Raw genomic sequence first — 4,813 nt, 5'->3', positions numbered from 1 at the left:
AGCAGGAAGCTGCAAAGCAGGAAGCTGCAAAGCAGGAAGCTGCAAAGCAGGAAGCTGCAAAGCAGGAAGCCGCAAAGCAGGAAGCCGCAAAGCAGGAAGCCGCAAAGCAGGAAGCTGCCAAGCAGGAAGCTGCAAAGCAGGAAGCTGCCAAGCAGGAAGCTGCCAAGAAGGAAGCTGCAAGCAAGGACGATAAAGTAGAAAATACCAAAGCAACTGCCCCGAATCCGGCATTGATGGAACAGCTTTCAACATTGAAAAATCCCGATGGAATAACCAGTGCTGCAAAGCCTACCGCCATTAAAGAAGCACCGCTTGGCGAGGCAAAGGAAGAATCGAGAAAAACGGGTACAACTACTGACGGGGTGCCGGTAACATATGTCACCACGACGCAGAAGTTCAAAGCAAGCGCCGCATTTGATCAGCAGATATTGCTTAATCCGTCAACTGATGTGATTTATCCCGGTTCAGTATTATTGGGAGACACGATTGCCTCCGGAACGTATCAGGAGGTCACCAAAGGCACTAAGAGGCCGATTACGATATCGTATGACCTGACTAATGTTAAGAAAAGCAATGGGAAAACCGGCAAAATCTCCGATACGATTTTTCCTTCTCTTTCCAACTATAGAAAGCTGCATGGCAGAATTATGAATCAGGATCTCGGTAAAATCTCTACGACATATTCGTTTGAGGCTACTGAGGTTTATTCAGATTCCGATTTCGGGGTTAAATTCAATTTCGGTGTCGGATTCAACTCCGGTGTTGTCGAAACAAGCATAAAAAGCGGTTTCGAGTTCAACAAGGGATCAAAGAAACGCAAATACATGGTCAAATTCATGGAGACATTCTACACAGTGGATGTTGACCAGGGTAATGGAACATTCCTCTATGAGAATTTCAATATCAAGGATTTCAATGGATTCAGACCGGTTTACGTTTCATCTATCGCATACGGAAGACTCGCGTATCTGACAATCGAGTCTGATAAATCATGGAGTACGATAAAAACAAGCCTTGAAGCTGAGGTCGATGCGAAACTTTACGGAAAGTATAATGCTGACGTGAAAACCGAAAATAAGAAGGAAGAGGGTACTGATAAAATAAATGTGACAATCATCGGCGCTGACAGCAGCGAAATTGTTTCTGATCTTCCAGGGTTCATGAAATGGGTAACGGAGAAAGGATACTCGAAAGATCGTACCGGAAAAATCATTGCGTACAAGCTTAGATTCGTTGATAACAATGCCGTCGCGAATACCGTGTACAATGACGAATATACCCTCACAAAAACAGTTGAGCAGCTCGGAAAGGGGATAGAAACCACATTAACGCTTTATAAGATCAAAACCAACGCGAACGACGGAAACGGAAAGGCGATGGAGTTATATGGCAATCTTGAAATGACCGACGGCAAGAGCGCACAAAGTTTCTGGAGTTTTCCGAGAGCGCAACGGAAGAAATATAAGGAAGTCGGAGAATCATCCGAGAACGGAGTTGTAAAATATGTCGTTCCGAACGAGAATGCCACACTTGATCTGACTCTGCAGCTGTCTGAAGCTGACGGAAGTGCGAAAGATGATGATAGTTTCACAAATGCGATGGGAACCGTTGAGGGCAACGTCGCGAAAAAAATCACGGTGAGCGATCTGAAGGACGGAGAAGATATTGTTATCCGGTCACATGCGACAAAGAAGAAAAAGAAAAACAAGACAATAGTAGACAATGAGTGGGTTGATTTCTACATTAAGGTTAGCAAGAAAAACCTGTACTGAAATCTGATCCTGAGACCGGAATCGCCGGCTATCCTTGTCAGTGATGACATGGGATTGCCGGTGAATGTCCGATTCCTCTATCATAAACAGCCGGACTTTTTTGTATTTCCGGCTGTTTTTTATTTTAAGGGCGGTTTGAAAAAAATATTAAAATCCATTTTGAAGAAAACGCTAATGAAATAACTGTTTTCCTGATTGAATACTGCCAAAACACTTATTCAAAGTGTCCATAATTCATCCAATACCTGAAATTTTTTTATTTACAGCATTAATGTTATATGATGTTTGATGATCACATATATATCGCACTGTGCGGAGATTTCCATGTCGTTGAAAAAAAAGTTTCTTGTCACTATCATCAGTCTGACTGTCGGAATGTCGTTGCTCGTCAGTTGTTATCTGATCCTCAAACTGTATTCGGATAAAAAAGAGCAGGTCTCGCTCTATCGCAGCACTCTCGAAAAAGATTATGACAGCATCATCAAAGGACAGGTTGAAGAGGCGATCTCAGTGATCACCTGGGCCTACAGGAAGGAAGAGTCGGGCGAGATGAAGCGAGATGAAGCGCAGGAGCTGGCCAAAGCGGTCGTGAAAAGTATGCGATACGGAAAGGAAGGATACTTCTGGATAGATAATTACGATTACATCCTTATCGCGCATCCGATGATACCGCAGAAAGAAGGATCCAACCGGAAAGATATCGCTGATCCGAAAGGAACGAAACTTATTCAGAATATCGTCTCGGTTGCTACGGAAAAAAACGGAGGATATACCGATTTTCTCTGGGAGAAACCGAAAGATGTCGGAACGAACAGACTTTCTCCGAAACGCGCATATTCGCTTCCGTTCTCTCCGTGGCAGTGGATCGTCAGCACGGGAAATTATGTCGACAACATCGAGTCGATGACCGCTGAGAAAGAGAAAGAAATCGGCAGGGGAATCAGGAAGAGTATTATTATTGTCATTACGGTGACGATTATATTTCTCGGCATCTCGTGTATTGTATCGATAAACCTTTACAAAAAAACGTTAGGTCCGATCGCGCAACTGTCCCGCGGTATGAGGGAAATATCAACGGGAAATCTGTCAGTGACTCTCGAGAACCGTCAGCAGGGCGAGATCGCCGATATATTCAACAAATTCAATGCTATGCTCTCGTCGCTCTCTTCGATTTTGTCCCAAATACGTACATTTTCCTCTGAACTTACCGATAAAGCCAATACGCTTGACCGTCTGACAGGCGAGGTCGCTCTCGGTATGGAAGGAACAAGCGAAGCGGTCGCGTCGGCGGCGCAGGATGTCAACGACCAGGCGAATGATCTTACATCCGCGCATGCGAATATCCAGCGTCTCGCGGAAAGCATCAATATGGTGGTGGCGGAGATTGAGAGCAATAACTCGCTATTCAACGAGGCGATGTCGCTGTCGGACGAAGGTATGTCGCAGATGAACAGACTGAAAGACAAGGCAAACGAGACGAGTGAATCTTTCAGGGTGCTCGATGAAGCGGTGATTAAAATGGGAAAAAGCTCATCTGAAGTTATTCAGATCATCAGTACCATCACTGAAATATCAGATCAGACGAATCTCCTGTCCCTGAATGCGTCCATCGAGTCGGCAAGAGCCGGGGAAGCGGGAAAGGGTTTCGCGGTTGTCGCCGATGAGATCAGAAAGCTGGCGGAACAGTCACGCGATTCCGCCGAACTCATTCAGAACATGGCGAAAGGGATAATAGACAATTCTGAAAGCGCGACAAAGGCGATATCCCGGAATAAAATGATCATCGAGGATCAGTTAAGAATGGTAACGACGAGTGTCGAGACGATAGGCAGAATCAACTCCGCGATGATCAGAGTGCAGGGCGGAAACGCCGAGATAATCGGAAAGAACAATAAGATGATCGAGTTTAAAAATACGATTGAAGAGATGATTCACAATATTGAAGCGACGGCTCAGAATTTCACATCGACATTCGAAGAACTCTCCGCAAATACGGGTGAGATATACGGATTCATCAAAAACCTCGAGACGATGACGTCTGAGTTTCGCGACCTTTCGCAGAATATTGAGTCCGTCACCACAAACCTGAAGCTGTAACGCGCTTCACGTTGTACCGCGTCTCGTGCACAAAGAAGTAATTGTATGCGGGAATAGATGCCGGAGAACGAAGACGGCAGTAAAATTGTATGCTTCACCGGAGTCATCGGGAAGGTTTCTTTTTATGGTTCGGTTTCATGCCGCGGTATGGATGAATGTTCCGGTGTGATGTGAATAAATTGACGTTATGTGGTATTGGTAGTCGGATAATCGTCAATATCACCGATGATATCAGGAGTGAAAGAATTGGGATGGCTCGCAAAAAGATATAATGTGTATGCGGCATTCGGGATTCCATGCGGTAATGTTCCGTGGCGACATGACACATGGGCCGCTATTGCGGAAAGCCTTGGCATGATTCTGGATTCGATTGAAGCTGAAGCCGCGGTAAGGGTCACGCAGTTATCCTCAGATGATGCGAAAGAGATAAAATACGGAAGACTTCTGCTCGATGATCGATCCAATATGAAATGGACACATGCAAATGATTCAGATGAAAATGACGACAGGATCATTTTCCACGGACTTGAGGTGTGGGCGCCTTCCTGGAACGTCTGCACGAAAATGGATACGAGCCCTGATTTCTATATGTCAATCACCAACGAAAAAGCCGTACGCCAAAAAGTAACCGTTAATCCGATATACATTATCGCTTTAAATGAAAAGCTATTTAGTGAGAAACAATGTATGCGGTTGTTATCCGAATTAGGAAGAATAGTGAGGATTTCAGAGGTATATAATTCTCAGCAGAAGTGGGGAAAGCAATTTTTTGACGGGTTTACCGATTCTATACAGGACTATCCTCATTCGTCATTGTTTGCTATTGAGGATATTCATCAATCTGTCCTTTCCGTAAAATCATTTGTCGGAAGATGGACCAAGGTCCGCGTTGAGGATTAATGCATGACTTCTGATTCGGAAGGTTATTCATATGGTTAGGACTG

Annotated in this window: 3 protein-coding genes; all 3 read left to right on the top strand. The window is 44.7% G+C overall.

Annotated features, from left to right (window positions below; all coding sequences use genetic code 11):
- Positions 1-1,772 (top strand): thiol-activated cytolysin family protein (locus tag PKH29_12140; protein HNX15588.1); only part of this gene is annotated, 1,772 nt, incomplete at its 5' end.
- Positions 1,773-2,102: 330 nt separating this feature from the next.
- A complete protein-coding gene (locus tag PKH29_12135; protein ID HNX15587.1) occupies positions 2,103-3,869 on the top strand; it encodes a methyl-accepting chemotaxis protein in 1,767 nt (588 codons plus the stop codon).
- Positions 3,870-4,106: 237 nt separating this feature from the next.
- Positions 4,107-4,769: a hypothetical protein gene (locus PKH29_12130; GenBank protein ID HNX15586.1), complete on the top strand. Its 663-nt coding sequence runs from the start codon at positions 4,107-4,109 to the stop codon at positions 4,767-4,769.
- Positions 4,770-4,813 lie beyond the last annotated feature (44 nt).

Source organism: Oscillospiraceae bacterium, from assembly GCA_035353335.1.
Classification (GTDB): domain Bacteria; phylum Bacillota; class Clostridia; order Oscillospirales; family JAKOTC01; genus DAOPZJ01.
This window is presented reverse-complemented; position numbering and strand designations above follow the sequence as displayed.